Consider the following 13,968-nt stretch of genomic DNA (forward strand, 5'->3'; position numbering starts at 1 on the left):
AGCTGGGCCACGCCCTGCTGTTCGCCGGTCTGCTCTGGCCGGTGGGGGTCCGGGGCGGGGTCGCGGTCGACGATGCGCAGCCGGTGGCGCTCCAGCCGGGCGACGGGGATGCCCGCGAGGACGGTGAGGATCAGCAGGGGCAGCCCCACGACCACGACGGCCAGAACCACGCCGACGGCGGCCGCGGTCACGATCCCGACCAGGACCACGACGCCGGTGACCGCTCCGGTGACCAGGTAGGCGGCCGAGCGCAACGGCCACGCGGAGCGCAGGAAGCCGGGCGCGGACAGGGCCTGCCACGCATTGCGAGGGTGCATGCGCATCACCGTAGAGCTCCCGCACGGTCGGGAACCATCGGCCCAGGGGGGCGAAGACGGGTAGGGCCTGCCCTACCCCCACGGGCCCCGCCGGGGTAGGTCACGGGTCTGCGGCGGCAGACTCCTGCCAGCGCAGCCTGCTGCCAAGCTGAAGACACAATTCCGCCAACGAGTGGCGCAAACAATGGCCGGGACAACGCTTCGGCGTACCGAACCGGCCCCCGCCGCCCAGACGGCCGAGGCCGTCTCAGGTGGGGGAGTCACACCATGGAATTCCGGCTGCTTGGTCCCGTGGAGGCGTCCGACGAAGGCCGGCGCGTCGCGCTGGCGGGGTCCAAGGTTCACACCGTGCTGGCCGCGCTGCTGCTCGCCCGGGGGCGGGTGGTCAGCGACGAGCGGCTGAGCGACCTGCTGTGGGGATGGGACCCGCCCGCGACGAGGAACGCGCAGCTGTACACGTACACCTCGCGGTTGCGGAAGTCCCTGGGCCCCGACGCGGACGTGGTACGCCGCCAGCCCGGATACCAGCTGGCCGCCCCGGGGGCCGGCGTCGACCTGTTCGAGTTCGAGCGGCTGGACCGGTCCGGGCGTACGGCCCTGGAGGAGCGGCGGTTCGAGGATGCGGCGGATTCGCTGCGCCGGGCGCTCGAGCTGTGGCAGGGACCTGCGCTGTCCAACGTGACCGAGCACCTGGCCGAGGCGGAGCTGCCGCGCCTGGAGGAGGCCAGGACGAACGCGTTGGAGCGCCGTCTGGAGGCGGACCTGGCGCTCGGCCGGCATCAGGAGGTCATGTCGGAACTGACGGGCCTGGTCAACGAGTTCCCGGTGCGGGAGCTGCTGCGGGCGCAGTTGATGACCGCTCTGTACCGGTGCGGGCGCCAGGCGGAGGCGCTGGGGGTCTTCCACGAGGGCCGCAAGGTGCTGGCCGAGGAGCTGGGCGTGGATCCCGGCACCGACCTCACGGCCACCTACCAGGCGGTGCTGAGCGGGGAGCTGACGCTGCTCCCGAGGCCCGCGACGTCCACCGTACGGGCGACCGTACGGGTGCGGCCGCCGGTGACCCTGCCGCCGCCGTCGGCCGACTTCACCGGCCGGAGGGAGGAGTTCGCCGAGTTGTGCGCGCACCTGCGGCCCCCTCGCGGGCGGCGCGGCGCGTTCCGATCCCGGCGGATGCTCATCGCGGGCATGGCGGGCGTGGGCAAGACGGCGCTCGCGGTCGAGGTCGCGCACGCCGTGGCGGCCGAGTTCCCCGAGGGGCAGCTGCACGTGCCACTGCGCCACGCGGACGGCAGGGTGAAGGACCTGGCGACGGTCCTGTCGCAACTGCTGCGCGCACTCGGCGAGCCCGGCACGGAGGGGCCCGCGGTTCCGGACGACGCCTCCCACCCGTTGGACGACCTGATCCACCGCTACCGCACCCGCACGGCCGGCCGCAGACTCCTGATCCTGCTGGACGACGCGGCGGGCGAACTGCGCCTGGACGCGCTCCTGCCGGCCACGGCGGACTCCGCCGTCATCGTGACCAGCCGCAGCAGGCTGACCGCGGTCCCGGGATCGCGCACGGTCGTGGTGGAACCCCTCGACACCGCCGATTCCTACGCGTTGCTGGCCGCGATCGCCGGTCGGAAGCGTGTCGAGCACGAACCGGAGGCCGCCCGCGGCATCGTCGACGCGTGCGCCGGGCTGCCGCTGGCCCTGCGCACCGCCGCGACCCGGCTGGCCGCCCGGCCGCACTGGCCCGCGGCCCGGCTGGCCCGGCGCCTGGCCGATCCCGCGCTGCGGCTCGCGGAGCTTCGCGCGGGCGACCTGGACACCGGCCGGACCCTGCTGACGGCGCTCGACTCCCGGCCGGAGGCCGAGCGGGAGGCGGCCCGCGAGCTGGCCCCGGACGCCCACGGCACGGTCACCGCCGCGGACGCCGCGGGCGTACTGGGGCTCGCCGAGGAGGCCGCGGAGGAACTGCTCGAACGCCTGGTGGAGGAGACGGTCCTGGAGATGGCCGGGATCGACGCGGCGGGGCGTCCGCACTATCGCTTCCACGAACTGATGCGGCTGGTGGCGGCAGGTCCGCTCGGGTGCCGGGGCGGTCTCACGCTCTCCAGAGCGAGCTGAACCGAGCCCGAGGGTAGGCCTGGCCCTACCCCAAGTCTCGTCTCTGCCGCACTGCGCCCGGGTGCCCCCACGCGGTTTCGTGGAGTCACCTGGAAAAGAGGGGGGCGGCATCCGATGACCGCTTGGCTCGCGGAGCACATGACGGTGCATGGAGGCTTCGGCATCCTCGTCGCCGTCATGCTGCTGCCCGCGCTGGAGGCCGCGCTGCCGGTGATCGGGGCGCTGCTGCCGGGGCAGACGGCAGTCGTACTGGGCGGCATGCTCGCCTGGCACGGGCACGTCAGCGTCGAGGCGACCCTGCTCGTCGCCGTGGCCGGCGCGCTGCTCGGCAACCTCGCCGGGTACGCCGTGGGACGGCGCTGGCGCGCGCGGTTCCTCGCTCCGCTCTTCCGCGGGGAACGGCGCCGCCGGTACACCCGGCGTGCCCTCGGGCTGATCGAACAGCGCGGGGGACGCGCGGTCTTCGTCGGACGCTTCACCGCCGTCCTGCGCACCCTGGTGCCCACCCTGTGCGGAGCGACGGGCATGCCGCTGCGGCGCTACCTGCTGTGGTCCGCGGCCAGCAGTGCCGTGTGGGCGCCCGCCTTCGTCCTGATCGGATACGTCATGGGCCCCGCCGGGCCCGGCTGACGGCCCGGACGGGGCCGGGTACGCAGGCTGCTGCCAGTGCAGGCACCTGCCAGCCGCCCGGCCCCGTCCGGCCGCGGGCCGACTCGACAATGGCCGCACGGCGCCGTTTCCCCGAACACTCCACCCCGCCAGGCGCGCGGGAGGACCGACACTCAACGAGTTGGGACAGATGAACAACGACGCGATCCAGTTGCGCTCCGTCAGCAGGCGGTACGGTGCGGGCGACAACGCCGTGACGGCCCTGGACGAGGTCTCCCTGGCCTTCCCCAGGGGTACCTTCACCGCCGTCATGGGCCCCTCCGGCTCGGGCAAGTCGACCCTCCTCCAGTGCGCCGCCGGTCTGGACCGGCCCACGTCGGGGTCGGTCGTCGTCGGTGACACCGACCTGACCCGGCTGAGCGAGACCAAGCTGACGCTGCTGCGCCGTGAGCGCATCGGTTTCGTCTTCCAGGCGTTCAACCTGCTGCCGTCGCTGACCGCCGAGCAGAACGTGGCGCTGCCGCTGCGGCTGGCCGGCCGCCGGCCCGGCCGCGCACGGGTGCGCGAGGTGCTGCGGCAGGTGGGGCTCGGCGACCGCGCGGGACACCGGCCCACGGAGCTGTCCGGCGGCCAGCAGCAGCGCGTCGCCCTGGCCCGCGCCCTGATCACCAGCCCCGAGGTGCTCTTCGGCGACGAGCCGACCGGCGCCCTGGACTCGCAGACCAGCCGTGAGGTGCTGACCCTGTTGCGCGGCATGGTCGACCGCGAGGGCCAGACCGTCATCATGGTCACCCACGACCCGGTCGCCGCCTCGTACGCCGACCGCGTGGTCTTCCTCGTCGACGGCCGTGTCAACGGCGAACTGGCCGGGGCCGGCGCCGACGAGATCGCCGCGCGCATGACCAGGCTGGAGGCCGTGCCGTGCTGAGCGTCGCCCTGCGCACCCTGCGCACGCGCTGGGTCACCTTCCTCGGCAGCTTCGTCGCGCTGTCGCTCGGAGTCGCCCTGCTCGCCGTGATGGGGCTGGCCCTCGCCTCGTCGATGGACGCGCCCGACCGGGGGCCGGAGCGGTTTGCCGCGGCGCCGGTCGTGGTGCGGGGCCAGGACACCCTGCGGGTGCCCACGCCGATCGGGGACCGCACGCACGAGCTGGCCCAGCCGCGTCCCGTGCCGGCCGGGGCCGTCGCGGAACTGGAACGGCTCGGCCGGGTCGTGGCGGACCGGTCGTTCGCGGTACGCGCCGAGGGCGGGCCCGGTGACCTGGTGGGCCACCCGTGGTCCACGGCCGCGTTCGCCCCGTACGAGATCGACGCGGGCCGCGCGCCACGCGACGTCGGCGAGGTCGTGGTGACCGGCGGCTGGGCCGAGCCGGGCGAGCGGGTCCGTACGGACCGCGGTGTCGTGGAGGTCGTGGGCACGGTGCCCGACCGCGGCTTCGAGGACGCCGTCTTCTACACCGACGACGAGGCCGCGCGGCTCTCCCCCGTCAGCCTTCAGCTCGCGGTCGACGCGGACGCGTCGGCGGTGCGGGACGCGGTGCGCGGCAGCGCCGGGGTGCGCGTCCTCACCGGAGACGACCGCAGGTTCGCCGACGCCGATCCGGACCGGGACAGCGAGGCGCTGACCGCCATGAACGCCATGTTCGGCACGGCCGGCGGCGTCACCGCCTTCGTGTCGGTGTTCGTCGTGGCGTCCACGTTCGCCTTCGCCGTCGCCCAGCGGCGCCGGGAGTTCGGGCTCCTGCGTACCGCCGGGGCGACCCCGGGACAGATTCGCCGGATGGTCCTGGCCGAGGCGCTGGGAGTGGGTGTGCTCGCCTCCGCGGCCGGCTGCGCGCTGGGCTCGTGGGGCGCGCCGCGGCTTGCCGCATGGGTGGTCGACGGCGAGCTGGCACCGGCCTGGTTCACGATCGGCGACTACACCTGGCCGTACCACATGGCCTTCTGGACGGGGCTGCTCGTCGCGCTGTGCGGCGTGATCGCCGCGTCCTGGCGGGCCGGCCGTACCGCCCCGACGCAGGCACTGCGTGAGGCGTCCGTCGACACCCGGGCGATGACCTGGGGCCGGTGGCTGTTCGGCGCGGGCCTGCTGCTGACCGCGCTGGTGACGCTCGCCATCGCGCTGTTCGGTGCGCCCGGCGACCTGCTCCACCGCAAGACGTACGTGAGCCGGCCGATGCTGCTGATCACCGCGGTCGCGTTGCTCGCCCCCGTCGTGGTGCGCCCGCTTTCGCGGCTGCTGGCCTGGCTGCCTGCCCAACTGCCGGGCGCGGCGGGCATGCTGGTGCGGGAGAACGCCGCCGCCGGAGTGCGCCGTACGGCCGCCGTGGCGGCGCCCGTGCTGGTGACGGTCGCCCTCGCGGGCTCGCTGCTCGGTGCCACGGCGACGCTCAACGAGGCCAAGGCCACCGAGACGAGCGAGCAGACCGCCGCCGCCTTCGTGGTCACGGGGGCGGGCGACACGGGTTTCGACGCGCGGACCGTGGACCGGCTGCGCTCGGTCCCCGGGGCGGTGGTCTCCCCGACCTCGTCGAGCGCGGTGTACGTCCTGGAGGAGGGCGTCGCCCTCATCAGGTCCGACGCGCGTGCCGTCGCCGACCCCGAGGCCCTCGCCGCCACCACCCGGCTGCCGCTGGCGGAGGGCAGGGCGACGGACCTCGACGACTCCTCGATCATCGTCAACGAGGAGTGGGAACGGCATTCCGTGGGCCAGAACGTGCAGGTGTGGCTCGGGGACGGCACCCGCAGGACGCTGCGCATCGCCGCCGTGATGACGACCGGCACCGGCGGCAACGGCGTCTACGTCACGCCGGCCAACGCACCCCGTGCCCCGGTCGACCGGGTGGACGTGGCCCTCGCGGACGGCGCCGACGCCGGTGCGGTGGCCGCCGGGCTGCGCGAGGCGGTGGGCCCGGCCGGCGGACAGGTGTCGAGCCGGGACGAGTGGGTCGCGGCCGCCTACCCGGAGACCAACAGCACGACCCGGGCAGGCTTCTTCCTGGTCCTGGGCATCGCCCTGCTCTACACCGGGATCTCGCTGGTCAACACCATGGTGATGGCCACCTCCGACCGGGTGCGCGATCTGGCGGTGCTGCGCCTGGCCGGGGCCACCAGGTGGCAGGTGCTGCGGCTGGTCGGTGCCGAGTCGCTGATGGTGGTGGCGGTCGGCGCGCTTCTCGGGCTGGTGGTGGCCGGGCTCAACCTCGCCGGGATGTGGGGGGCGCTGGGCCTGCTGTCGGTGGACACCACCATCGTGCTGCCCTGGGCGGAACTGGGCGGGGTCGTCGCCTCCTGCGCGGTGCTGGCGGTGATCGCCTCGGTGGCCCCGGCGGGCGTGGCCCTGCGGCGCCGGGCGGTGGAGCTCGCGGGGATGCGGGAGTAGCCACCCCCCTGATCCGGTGCCGGGCGAACCATCCCCCGTTCCGCCCGGCACCACCCCGGCACCGCTGTGCCGCCTCCCCCGTCGGCCCGCGGTGCCGGGCGGTCGGGACGTCCTCCACCGGGCGTCCCGGCCGCCCATCGTGGCACCGGGTACCGGCCGTCGGGACGCCCGCCGACTCCGGCGGCGCACCACACGCCCGCCGCCCGGCGGGCCGTTTCGCACGGCGGCGGCGACCGGTCGAACTCGGTACGGACGGTCCGGGGCACACGGCACCGGCCCCGGGCACCCTCGCGGGTGTCCGGGGCCGGTGGTCGTCGGGGCCGGGGTCCGGGGCCGTTCAATCGGCCGGGCCGGCGGTCCCGGACAGCTCGGCCATGGCCACCGCGATCTTCCGCGGCCCGGTGAACGGCTCCCGGCCGTGCGCGGCGAGCATGTTGTCGACGATCAGGACGTCGTCGCGCCGCCAGTCGAAACGGGTCGTCGCCGAGCGGTAGGCGGCGCGGAGGTGGGCGACCGTCTCGTCGGGTATGCGCCCGCCGTCGCCGAAGTAGGTGTTGGTGGGCAGGTCCTCGTCCGCGAAGATCTCGCGCAGGCCCTCCCGGACCTCCGGCGCCAGCGAGGTGACGTGCCAGAACGTGGCGTGGTTGAACCACACCTCCTCACCGGAGACCGGATGGGTGCGCACCACCGGGCGGGTGGTCGTGGTCCGCAGGCCGCCGTCGGCGCGCCACCGGGCACTGATGCCCTTGCCCCGGCAGTACTCCACGACCGCGTCCCGGTCGGTGGTCCCGAACGTCTCCTGCCAGGGCACGCCGAAGTCCGCGTGGAAGTTGCGCACCACGCGCCACCCGCCGCGCCGCACGAACTCCTCGCGGACCGCCGGGTCGATGGCCCGGTGGACCTCACGGATGTCCGCGAGCGGCGTCGCGCCGCGCGTGAGCGCGGGCTCGATGCAGTAGAAGTACAGGGTGTGCGGCCAGACGGCCTGGTAGGAGTTCTCGTTGTGGAGGAAGATCTCCTCGTCGGCCGGGTAGTCCGTGGACGTGTAGACCTGGCCCTTGATGGTGGAGCGGGGCGAGGAGCGCTCGGCATAGGTGAGCGGGGCGCTGCCGGAGAAGGCGTGCACCACCGCGTCGAATCCGTCGACCCCGCCGACCTCGAAGCCGCGCAGCAGGATGGCGCCGCGCTCGCGGAGGACGGTGCGGAGCTTGTCGTGGTGGGCGTGGATGTATGCGTGGACCGGTGTTCCGGGCTCTGCCGTGTAGGCGATGGCGGTCACGGGATCAGCACCTCTCTCGTCTGCTCGGTCTGCTCTCGGGGGTGCTCGGGTCCGTGGACCACGTCCCCGTCCGGGTAGCGGCGCAGCACGACGGGTCCGGTGCCGCCCGCCTGCCTGGCCAGGGCCGCGAAGGCGCCGCCGATCCGCGGGAGGTCCTCCACCAGCCAGGTGTCGGGTCCGGTCGGCTCGGTGTGCCGGACCAGGACCGGGCCGTCCTCGGCCGGTCGCACGTCGATCGCGCCGAGGTCGGTGACGATGCCCACGCCGATCGCCTTGACCACCGCCTCCTTGCGGGTCCAGCAGCGGAAGAAGGCGTGCGAGCGCGCCGTGTCGTCGGGCGCGGCCCGTACGTGGGCCAGTTCCGAGGCGCTCATCACGAACCGGGACGCCCCGTCGACGTCGAGCGGGCGGCCGTCCTCCAGGTCGACGCCGACCTGCCGTCCGGTCACGACGGCGAGCGCCCACCGCGGGCCCGAGCGGGAGAGGTTGAAGTCGAGGTCGGTGGGCGGCCAGTGGACCCGCGGCCGTCCGTGCCGGGCGTGCGCGCACCGGGGGCAGGGCTGTCTGCCCAGGACCACGTCGCCGGGCGGCACGCCGAGGTAGCCGGAGAGCACCCGGCGCACCGCCACGTGTGCGGCCGCGTACCGAGCGGCGGCCGGCTCCGGCAGCCGGCGCACCGCCCGCGACTCCTCCTCCGAGAGCGGCCCGGTGTCCGCCGGGGCCGGCCCGTCGGGAGCGCGTCCGTACCAGATGTGGACCGCGTCGCTGTCCTTGAGCACTTCGTATGCGGCGGTCATCGCCTGAGTCCGTTTCGTCCGTGGGGCGGTCGGGCGCGGTCGCCGTCAGTCCGACATGGCGACGAGGACCCGGCGCTCGCCGGTGAAGGGGCGGCGTCCGTGGGCCAGCAGGATGTTGTCGATCAGGAGCAGGTCGCCCGTGCGCCAGTCGACATCCACGGCGTGCTCCAGACCGCGGTCGCGGATCTGGGCGACGTACTCGGCGGGAATCGGGCTGCCGTCGGCGAAGGTGACGTTCTGCGGCAGGTCGTCCTCGGGCAGGATCTGCGCCAGCGCCGCGGCGGTGTCGTCGCCGAGGCCGGCGGGGTGCCACTGGTCGGCCTGGTTGAACCAGACCTCGGCGCCGGTGGCCGGGTGGCGGGTGGTGGCCGGCCGGATCGAGACGACCCTGAGGCCGCCGTCCGCCTTCCACTCCCACTGCGCGCCCGTCGGCTCCAGGAATGCCTCGACGTCCTGGCGGCTGGTGGTCTCGAAGGTGTCCTGCCAGCTCTTTCCGAGGCCGTAGCCGTCGTGCAGGTTCTGTACGTAGCGTACGCCGCCCGCGAAGGCGTCCCGGACCTCGGCGTCCAGCGAGTCGAGCCACAGGGCGGCGTCGACGACCGGCGTGGCCCCTCCGCTGCCGGGCTGGATCTGGCAGTAGAAGGCGAGCCGGGCGGGCCAGGCGTGCGCGTAGCTCATCTCGTTGTGCATCGAGATGGTGAACTCCTGCGGGTACTCAGTGGAGGTGTACACGTTGCTGCCGACCTTGGTGCGGGGAGAGTTGCCGTGCACGTAGGCCAGCCGGTTGGGCAGCAGGAGGTCCAGTACGCCGTCCAGGTGGTCGGGGGTGACGCCGAACCCGCGGAAGACGAGGCCCCTCTCCTCCGTCAGCAGCTGGGCGAGCCGTTCCGGGCCCATGTCCCGGAGTCGGGCGGTCAGTTCCTCGGGGCCGCCGACCCCCTCGGCCTCGATGTCCAGGGGAGCCCAGATGTCGGTTTGCGTCATGGTCATGCCTCCAGGGCCTTGGTGATGTCGGCGACCAGCTCGGCCTCGCGCTCGGCGAGGTAGAAGTGGTCGCCCGGGTAGATACGCAGGTCGAAGTCGCCGGTGCGGGTCAGTTCGGACCAGGCCAGTACGGCGTCGGGGTCGCAGCCGGGGTCCTCGCGGCCCAGGCAGGCGGTGATCGGAGCCCGGGTGCGCACGGGGGGTGCGGCGGGCCGGTAGTTCTCGATCAGTCGGTAGTCGGCGCGCAGCGCGGGCAGCAGCAGCTCGCGCAGCTCCGGGATGTCGTACACCTCCGAGCCCAGCGAGCCCAGCCGCCGCACGCCGGCGACCAGTTCGTCGTCACCGCGCAGATGCAGTCCGGTGGGCTTGGCGCGGTGCGGTGCGGAGCGGGCCGAGACGAACAGGCGCCGCGGCACCACGCCGTGCCGTGCCTCCAGGCGCAGGGCCGTCTCGTAGGCGACCGAGGAGCCCATGCTGTGCCCGAACAGGGCCAGGGGCCGGTCCAGCCGCGGCACCAGCGCGGCGGTGACGGCGTCGGCGAGCGCGGCCATGTCCCGCGCGCAGGGCTCGGCCAGCCGCTCCTGCCGCCCCGGGTAGCGCACGGCGAGAAGTTCCACGTCGGGCGGCAGCCGGGCCGGCCACCCGTGGAAGAGCTGCGCGTTGCCCCCGGCGTGCGGAAAGCACACGAGCCGCAACCGGGGCGCTCCCCCGGCGGCCGGGCCGTGGCTCCGGAGCCAGAGGTCTCCGCGCTCCGACCGGCCGCCGTGCGGGTTCTCGCGTCGCGCGTCCGGCTGTGGGGACCGGTCAGGCGGGGTGGTCATCCGGGGTCTCCTCCTTCTTCAGATCCGGCGCCACGGTGGCGCACACGGCCAGGACCGCCATGGCGGCGGCGATGGCGTGCACGGTCTGCTGCGCACCCCAGGCGGCCAGCAGCAGTCCCCCCGTGAACGAACCGAGGGCATTGGTGCCGGAGCCGACCAGCCCGGCGGTGGCGGCCACCCGGCCCTGGAGCGCGTCGGGTGTGGTGCGGACCTGGTAGACGGCGGCGGCCACGTTGAAGACGGCGCCGACGAAACCGGTGCCCGCGTACAGGGCGCCGAGCTGTACGGGCCCGTCGGTGAACCCCATGGCACCGATCAGGACGGTCCAGGCGACCGCGCCGGCGATCAGCAGGGTGCGCTGGCGCACCCGGCGCTGGATCCGGCCGCCGGCCAGTGCCCCGCACAGGCCGCCGACGCCGCCGATGCCGACCACGACCGCGAGGGTCGCCGAGGGCAGCCCCGCCTCCTTGATGCGCAGGATCAGGGCCAACGCCAGCATCTGGAACAGCAGGTTGGTGCCGGCGACGTAGCCGAGCGCCGTACGCAGGAAGCGCTGCCCGCGCAGCCACCGCATCCCCTCGGCGACCTCCCGGCCCAGGTGCCCGCCGTGGGCCCGCTCGGCGCGCTCCTCCTGGAACCGGGTGCGGATCAGCAGCAGGGACAGCGCGGAGAGCAGGTAGCCGAGGACGCCGAAGCCGAACGGCAGCCAGCGGGCCGCGGCCTGGAGCAGCACTCCGCCGGGTTGTCCGAGCAGGCCCGCCGCCCGGCCGCGCGCCTCGTTCTGCGCGAGGGCGGCCGACAGGTGCGACGGGTGCACGACGTTGCGCACGGCGCCCCGCTCGGCCAGCCGGTAGAACACGGTGAGGGACGCCTCGGTGAAGGCGACGGCCGCCAGGTGGGCCACCGTCGTCCGGCCCGCGGCCAGGGCGACGGCCACGCTGCCCACCGCGGCGATCCGGCCCGCCTCGCACACCAGCATCACCCGCCGCCGGTCCCAGCGGTCCACCAGGGCGCCGGCGGGCAACTGCACCAGGAGCAGCGGCAGCAGCGCGGCCGTGGAGACCACCGACATGGCCAGCGGGGAGCCGGTGTGCCACAGCACGATCAGCGGGTAGGCGACTGCGGTCACCCGGGTGGCCAGGAACGACATGGCCGCTCCCGACCACAGCAGCAGGAAGTCGCGGTTGCGGCGCAGCGGGCGGTCCGCGAGCCCGGCCGCGTCGGCTCCGGCGCCCTCCAGGACCGTCATGCCCGGCACCACTCCAGGACCGCCATCGCGCTGTGCATCTTGTTCTCCGCCTGCTGGAAGGCGAGACTCGCCGGGCCGTCGAGGACCTCGGCGGTGACCTCGTCGCCGCGGTGGGCGGGCAGGTCGTGCAGGAAGACCGCCTTGGGGCTGGTCTCCCACAGCGCCGACGTGACCTGGAACGGGGCGAACACGGACCGCCAGTCGGGGTCGTGCTTGCTGGTGCCGGTGGTCTGCCAGCGAGTGGTGTAGACGGCGTCGAGGTCGGCGGGCAGCCCGTCCATGTCGTGCCGCTCGTGCAGCCGGCTGCCGTACCGGGCGGCCTGCTCGGTGGCACGCTCCAGGTAGGCGGCGGCCAGGCCGTACCCGGGCGGGGTGCGCAGTTCGAGCTCCACGCCGGGGAAGCGGGTGAGGGCGAGGGCCAGCGCGGAGGCGGTGTTGTTCCCCTCTCCGACGTACAGCACGCGCAGCCCCTCGATCCGGCCGAAGTGCCGCTGCAGGGTGGTCAGGTCGGTGAGCGCCTGGGTGGGGTGCTCCTCGGCGCTCATCGCGTTGACGACGGCCATCCGGTCCTGGCTGGCCCAGGCGCGCATCTCGGCGGGGTCACCGGCCGTGCGGGCGACCAGCACGTCGAGCATGCCGGACATCACCCGGCCGGTGTCCTCGCTGGTCTCGCCGGTGTTGAGCTGGAGGTCACCGGGGCCGTACGCGATGATCCGGGCGCCCAGGCGCAGGGCGCCGCTGGAGAAGGCGGTGCGGGTGCGGGTCGAGGTCCTGCTGAAGTAGACGCCCACGACGTTCCCGGCCAGCGGGTCGGGCCGTCCCGCGGTGCCGGCCGAGAACGCGGCACCGCGGGTGACCAGAGCCGCCAGGTCGGCGTCGGACAGGTCGGTGATGGAGATCAGGTGCCGGACAGGTGCCACGGGTTCCTCCTCGGGTCTGCGGGCCGCCGGGTGGGTGCCGGACGGTGGGAAGGACGTCCCGTGCGGTGTGCGAGAGGCGCGCAGCGCACGGGACGCGGGCGGGTGGTCACTCCCGTTCCTCGTCGGTGACGACAGGGGCGAGAACCGCGGGCAGTGCGTCGGAGCGGCCGGCGGAGCGCCAGTCGGCGGCCAGCCGGCCGGTGCCGAAGACCGTGTCCCCGCGGCCGAGTTCGGCGGTGAGGTGCTTGACCACGGCCTTGCCGGAGTCGGCGTTGGTCAGGGCGACGAAGCCGGTGCCGCCGTGCAGCCGGCTGATGGCCATGTTCCAGTAGCCGGTGGGTTCGCCCCCGTGCCCGAACTCCAGGTCGTCACCGCTGTCGTCGACGATGGTGCCGAGCCCGTAGAACGTGCCGGTCTCCCCGGCGAGGAGTTCGCGCGCCAGGGCCTGCGGCACCAGGGCGCCGGGCGCTCCGGTGAGGGCGTCCCGGACGGCGACGGTGAAGCGGGCGGCGTCGGCCGCGGTCGTCCACAGGCCCGCCGCCGCGAGGTGGGCGCGGGTGCGCCAGCCCCCCTCGAGCGGGGTGCCGTGGGCGTCGTGGCCCAGGGCCACGGGCAGGCCCGCCGTGAGCGGGTGGTCCTGCTCGAAGCCGGTGTCGGCCAGGCCCAGCGGCTCCAGCACCAGGCGGCGCGCCAGCGGCGCGAAGGCCTCTCCCGTGACGTCCTCCAGGACCTGCTGGACGACCCAGTAGTGCGTGCTGCTCTTGCGGAAGACCTCGCCCGGGGGCAGTTCGCGGCGCACCCGCGGGGTGGTCACCGGCGGTCTGCCCTCCAGCAGGTCCAGCAGGGCCGGCAGCGGCTCGCCCGGCCGGAAGCCGACGCTGCGGTGCCGGGCCAGGCCGGCGCGGTGACCGAGGAGCAGGCGCAGGGTCAGGCGGCCGGGAGCGGCGGGGTCGTCGGCCGGGTGCCAGGACGTCAGATACCGCTCGACGTCGGCGTCCAGGTCGACCAGGCCGTCGTCCACGAGGCGGAGGACGGCCAGCGCGGTCACGTGCTTGCTGAGGGACCCCACCTGGAACAGCGTCCGGTCCGTCACCGGGGCGTCGCCGCCCGCGGAGAGCACGCCGTGGCCCTGGACGCCCACGACGGTGCCGTCCCGGATCACGGCGAGGGCCGCCCCGGGCACGTTGTGGTCCGCCATCACCGCGTCGACGCCCTCGACGAGGGGGCGGGACGGGCCGGGGGACGGCCGTCCGACCAGGGCGGCGACCTCGGCGACCGCCCCGTGTGCCGAGGCATCCGGGTCCCGGCCGGCCGCCTGGTGCATCAGCCGGGCCAGCAGTTCGGCGGGTACCTCGACGGTGGCCGGGGTGGCGCCGGGCGCGGTCTCGGCGGGTGCGCCGTTCTCCACGGGGGGGGGGGGGCCGGCTCTTTTTTCCAACTCTCCGTGGCCGCGCCTTTTTCTCTGGGGGTACTTGGGGGGTGGGGGTTATTTATAAAAA

The 13,968-nt window shown here is 74.5% G+C and carries 12 protein-coding genes; 4 read left to right on the forward strand and 8 right to left on the reverse strand.

From position 1 onward, the window contains the following. A partial coding sequence (locus DMH12_RS31700; protein ID WP_185832673.1) for a sensor domain-containing protein occupies window positions 1-317 on the reverse strand: 317 nt, incomplete at its 3' end. Window positions 318-584: 267 nt separating this feature from the next. Here DMH12_RS31700 and DMH12_RS31705 point away from each other — a divergent pair. The 4 genes from DMH12_RS31705 to DMH12_RS31720 all read left to right on the forward strand — a co-directional run bounded on the left by DMH12_RS31705 (window position 585) and on the right by DMH12_RS31720 (window position 6,419). Then, a complete protein-coding gene (locus tag DMH12_RS31705; RefSeq protein ID WP_125494840.1) occupies window positions 585-2,429 on the forward strand; it encodes an AfsR/SARP family transcriptional regulator in 1,845 nt (614 codons plus the stop codon). 114 nt (window positions 2,430-2,543) lie between these two features. Then, window positions 2,544-3,059 carry a DedA family protein gene (locus DMH12_RS31710; RefSeq protein ID WP_125494841.1) on the forward strand — a complete coding sequence of 172 codons (516 nt, stop codon included), beginning with the start codon at window positions 2,544-2,546 and terminating at the stop codon, window positions 3,057-3,059. Window positions 3,060-3,228: 169 nt separating this feature from the next. Further along, the gene (locus tag DMH12_RS31715) at window positions 3,229-3,966 is read left to right on the forward strand and encodes an ABC transporter ATP-binding protein (protein WP_125494842.1); all 738 of its coding nucleotides are present in this window, start codon (window positions 3,229-3,231) and stop codon (window positions 3,964-3,966) included. Next, on the forward strand, window positions 3,960-6,419 hold the full coding sequence (locus tag DMH12_RS31720; RefSeq protein WP_125494843.1) for an FtsX-like permease family protein: 2,460 nt from the start codon (window positions 3,960-3,962) through the stop codon (window positions 6,417-6,419). The genes DMH12_RS31715 and DMH12_RS31720 overlap by 7 nt, the downstream gene beginning before the upstream one ends. Before the next feature lie 337 nt (window positions 6,420-6,756). Here the strand turns inward: DMH12_RS31720 and DMH12_RS31725 are convergent, their stop codons facing one another. From DMH12_RS31725 to DMH12_RS31755, 7 genes are all read right to left on the reverse strand, one after another. Further along, on the reverse strand, window positions 6,757-7,698 hold the full coding sequence (locus DMH12_RS31725; RefSeq protein WP_125494844.1) for a TauD/TfdA family dioxygenase: 942 nt from the start codon (window positions 7,696-7,698) through the stop codon (window positions 6,757-6,759). Continuing rightward, complete coding sequence (locus DMH12_RS31730; RefSeq protein ID WP_125494845.1) at window positions 7,695-8,495, reverse strand: 4'-phosphopantetheinyl transferase superfamily protein; 801 nt, start codon at window positions 8,493-8,495, stop codon at window positions 7,695-7,697. Before DMH12_RS31730 ends, DMH12_RS31725 begins: the two co-directional genes overlap by 4 nt. Before the next feature lie 45 nt (window positions 8,496-8,540). Continuing rightward, window positions 8,541-9,479, reverse strand: a complete 939-nt coding sequence (locus DMH12_RS31735) for a TauD/TfdA family dioxygenase (protein ID WP_125494850.1) — start codon at window positions 9,477-9,479, stop codon at window positions 8,541-8,543. A 2-nt stretch (window positions 9,480-9,481) separates the two neighbouring features. Continuing rightward, on the reverse strand, window positions 9,482-10,300 hold the full coding sequence (locus DMH12_RS31740) for a thioesterase II family protein (protein ID WP_125494846.1): 819 nt from the start codon (window positions 10,298-10,300) through the stop codon (window positions 9,482-9,484). Next, window positions 10,284-11,549 (reverse strand): MFS transporter, encoded by a 1,266-nt coding sequence (locus tag DMH12_RS31745; protein WP_125494847.1) that lies wholly within the window; start codon window positions 11,547-11,549, stop codon window positions 10,284-10,286. The genes DMH12_RS31740 and DMH12_RS31745 overlap by 17 nt, the downstream gene beginning before the upstream one ends. After that, window positions 11,546-12,469: an ornithine carbamoyltransferase gene (locus DMH12_RS31750; RefSeq protein ID WP_125494848.1), complete on the reverse strand. Its 924-nt coding sequence runs from the start codon at window positions 12,467-12,469 to the stop codon at window positions 11,546-11,548. Before DMH12_RS31750 ends, DMH12_RS31745 begins: the two co-directional genes overlap by 4 nt. 106 nt (window positions 12,470-12,575) lie before the next feature. Continuing rightward, window positions 12,576-13,877 (reverse strand): serine hydrolase, encoded by a 1,302-nt coding sequence (locus DMH12_RS31755; protein ID WP_125494849.1) that lies wholly within the window; start codon window positions 13,875-13,877, stop codon window positions 12,576-12,578. Between the last annotated feature and the right edge of the window lie 91 nt (window positions 13,878-13,968).

It is taken from the genome of Streptomyces sp. WAC 04229, from assembly GCF_003947455.1.
Lineage (GTDB): Bacteria > Actinomycetota > Actinomycetes > Streptomycetales > Streptomycetaceae > Streptomyces.

Bases quoted from the DNA above. Each gene is read 5' to 3' on its own strand.
- DMH12_RS31705 (WP_125494840.1), top strand. From the start codon at position 585: ATGGAATTCCGGCTGCTTGGTCCCGTGGAGGCGTCCGACGAAGGCCGG.
- DMH12_RS31710 (WP_125494841.1), top strand. From the start codon at position 2,544: ATGACCGCTTGGCTCGCGGAGCACATGACGGTGCATGGAGGCTTCGGC.
- DMH12_RS31715 (WP_125494842.1), top strand. From the start codon at position 3,229: ATGAACAACGACGCGATCCAGTTGCGCTCCGTCAGCAGGCGGTACGGT.
- DMH12_RS31730 (WP_125494845.1), bottom strand. From the start codon at position 8,495: ATGACCGCCGCATACGAAGTGCTCAAGGACAGCGACGCGGTCCACATC.
- DMH12_RS31735 (WP_125494850.1), bottom strand. From the start codon at position 9,479: ATGACGCAAACCGACATCTGGGCTCCCCTGGACATCGAGGCCGAGGGG.
- DMH12_RS31740 (WP_125494846.1), bottom strand. From the start codon at position 10,300: ATGACCACCCCGCCTGACCGGTCCCCACAGCCGGACGCGCGACGCGAG.
- DMH12_RS31745 (WP_125494847.1), bottom strand. From the start codon at position 11,549: ATGACGGTCCTGGAGGGCGCCGGAGCCGACGCGGCCGGGCTCGCGGAC.